Here is a 2,422-nt window from a genome sequence, read left to right on the forward strand (position 1 = left end):
GTTGGGTTTGGATGTCCATCGGGAGTTCACATATGTGGTGATGTTGGAGCGTGAGCGACTCACCCATCTCGGCCGCATTCCCACGACCCCTGAGGCCCTTCGTTCGTTGGCAGCGCGGCATTGATGCCGTGACCGCCCTGGCGGTGCTGGCGGCGACGTCCATCGCCGTCGGCGGCACGGCACTCGTCGAAATCCCATGGCCCTCAGCCTCCTCGTCCCGACGCGCCGCGTGCGATTGTCGGAGCCGGCGAAACATTGATTCGAGCTAGAGATTGCGGTTCCATTGGGCGTAGCCGAAACGGACCATCTGAAAAACGGGTACGGTCCGCTGGGAGTTTCATCCTGCTGCGGTGCAAAGTTCCACCGGGACAGCGGCGTGCGCTGCAGTTGTTGCGTCGAAAGTACCATCAGTACGATACGACTCCAGGATCGCTTGATGCTCCTAATCGTCCCGCACAGAATCACATCGTGGCGCGCCGACACGCGATCACGTAGTCCGCGGCCCAGCTGACTCCCAGGTGATGGGTGCAATAGCCGACAAACGATACGGCGGGCCTCCTCCAAGACTCTGACAATGTCGCTTTCGAAGTGTACCCCACCGCCCTCCTCGGACCCGACAAAATGGCCGTGCTACGCGCTTCTGGCGGGCAAATGGCGCGTTTCTGAAGCTTCTGGGTATTGCATCGGTAATGAAACCGGACCCGCGCTTCCTGGACATGACGAACTGGCAATTGATCGAGATGGCCGCCTCGCTCCGGTGCCAGTTGCACAAACACAAGGATGCTGGCGACGCGGGCCTGCGGGACGCGATCAATCGGGAGCTTTGGCGGCGCAAGCAGGTCGACGCTACGTTGATGAGATTGTGCCTGGGCGTGATCTGAGCATCATCAAGAGGAGAACGGGCTGGGGATGAGAAACCCCGACCCGTCCAGCGCGATCCTGCGGTGCTGCGAAAGGATCGGGTTGCAGAGCCTTGTTCGGACATGGATCCGACCTCACGACTCGAAGAGGCGCCGAGTGCTATACTTCGAATGTCCTCCAGTTGGCCGACGCTTATGCCGATCTCTAGCTCGCATCCTAAACGGAACGCCTCTCCCCACTGGAGTTGCTGTATCCACTCGTAATATTTGGAGGACATACCCAATGATGATCGTCAGTCCTGCTTCCAACGCCATCGCACCGGGCCCGCAGAGCGAGTTTGCCCAGCTCCTCCGCGACGTCCGTCAGGCCCTGTCCCTCACTCGCACGCAGGTTGCCCGCGCCACCGGGCTGAGCCTGTTCATCATCGCCGGGGCAGAAAACGGCACCATCCCCCACCTTCATCCGTACCTCCCAATGCTCGCTCGTGGCTACAGGCTAGATGAATACATGGTCCACCGAGTGGGGGGCTCGACTGACGGTACCGTCTGAAAGGCCTCAATCTACGAGCCATGGACGGACTCAGTTGCAGAGATAGCGATCTACGAGTAGTCTCGCTGGCGTCACATTGCTGAAGCCCGAAGTCGCTAGCCGGCAGTCTGCGACCGGCGAAGCATGACGACGGATCAAACGGCGCTCTTGCTGGGTGCCGGTGCACTCGCCGGCATGGTCGGGTCGGCCGGTGGGATCTTCTCGCTGATCTCTTACCCGGCGCTGTTGGCGGTCGGGATCCCGGCACTGCCGGCAAATGTAACAAATGCTGTCGCCGCCGTCGCAATTTGGCCTGGTTCCGCATTGGGATCGAGGCCTGAACTACGGGGACGAGGACAATGGATTTGGCGATGGGCACCCGTTGCGGCGGCCGGTGCCGCCTCGGGCGCCGCATTGCTGCTGATCACTCCCTCCGCAATCTTCAGGCAAGTCGTACCGTTTCTGGTGGCCTTCGCCGCAGTCGCATTGCTTCTCCAGCCAAAGGTCTCCGCGTGGGAGCAGGGGCGTTTTCGCAAGAGTAGCGGGCTCTTACTACCTTGCGGACTATTCGCAGTGTCACTTTACAATGGGTACTGGGGCGCTGGCTCGGGCGTGATGACCATCACCTTGTTACTGCTGACCGTCGACCAGCACTTGGCTCGAGCCAACGCACTCAAGAACATGATTCTCGGTGTGGCTCAGGTCGTCTGCGCGATCGGGTTCGTCCTTTTTGGGCCGGTTTATTGGACCGCGACTATCCCACTGGCCGTCGGCGTGCTCGTCGGAAGCATACTCGGGCCCTCGTTCACGCGATGGGTACCAGGAAACCTACTCCGAGTTCTTGTCGCACTTGCGGGACTCGGACTCGCGGTCCAGTTGTGGGTCACCCGCAACTAGTGTAGCGTCCTGAAAGTACGGTTACATAACACGGAGCGGATCTCCCGTGTACGTCCAGGCGAACGGCTTCGCATCGACGTTGTACTCGGCAATGGCGCGCATGATCGTGTTGATGAGCTCTTGTCGAGAGGGAAAG

Annotated in this window: 3 protein-coding genes; all 3 read left to right on the plus strand. The window is 60.4% G+C overall.

The annotated features are described in order from the left end of the window. The first annotated feature begins 689 nt into the window (after positions 1–689). The 3 genes from VKZ50_16780 to VKZ50_16790 all read left to right on the plus strand — a co-directional run bounded on the left by VKZ50_16780 (position 690) and on the right by VKZ50_16790 (position 2,286). Positions 690–881, plus strand: a complete 192-nt coding sequence (locus VKZ50_16780) for a hypothetical protein (protein HLJ61382.1) — start codon at positions 690–692, stop codon at positions 879–881. Between the two features lie 262 nt (positions 882–1,143). Next, positions 1,144–1,410 carry a helix-turn-helix transcriptional regulator gene (locus tag VKZ50_16785; protein ID HLJ61383.1) on the plus strand — a complete coding sequence of 89 codons (267 nt, stop codon included), beginning with the start codon at positions 1,144–1,146 and terminating at the stop codon, positions 1,408–1,410. 123 nt (positions 1,411–1,533) lie between these two features. Continuing rightward, positions 1,534–2,286 (plus strand): sulfite exporter TauE/SafE family protein, encoded by a 753-nt coding sequence (locus VKZ50_16790; protein HLJ61384.1) that lies wholly within the window; start codon positions 1,534–1,536, stop codon positions 2,284–2,286. Positions 2,287–2,422: the final 136 nt, after the last annotated feature.

The sequence above is a fragment of the bacterium genome, from assembly GCA_035295165.1.
Lineage (GTDB): Bacteria > Sysuimicrobiota > Sysuimicrobiia > Sysuimicrobiales > Segetimicrobiaceae > JAJPIA01.

What these genes read in the sequence shown, in the direction of transcription:
- VKZ50_16780 (HLJ61382.1), top strand. Translation starts at nt 690, where the DNA reads ATGAAACCGGACCCGCGCTTCCTGGACATGACGAACTGGCAATTGATC.
- VKZ50_16785 (HLJ61383.1), top strand. Translation starts at nt 1,144, where the DNA reads ATGATGATCGTCAGTCCTGCTTCCAACGCCATCGCACCGGGCCCGCAG.
- VKZ50_16790 (HLJ61384.1), top strand. Translation starts at nt 1,534, where the DNA reads ATGACGACGGATCAAACGGCGCTCTTGCTGGGTGCCGGTGCACTCGCC.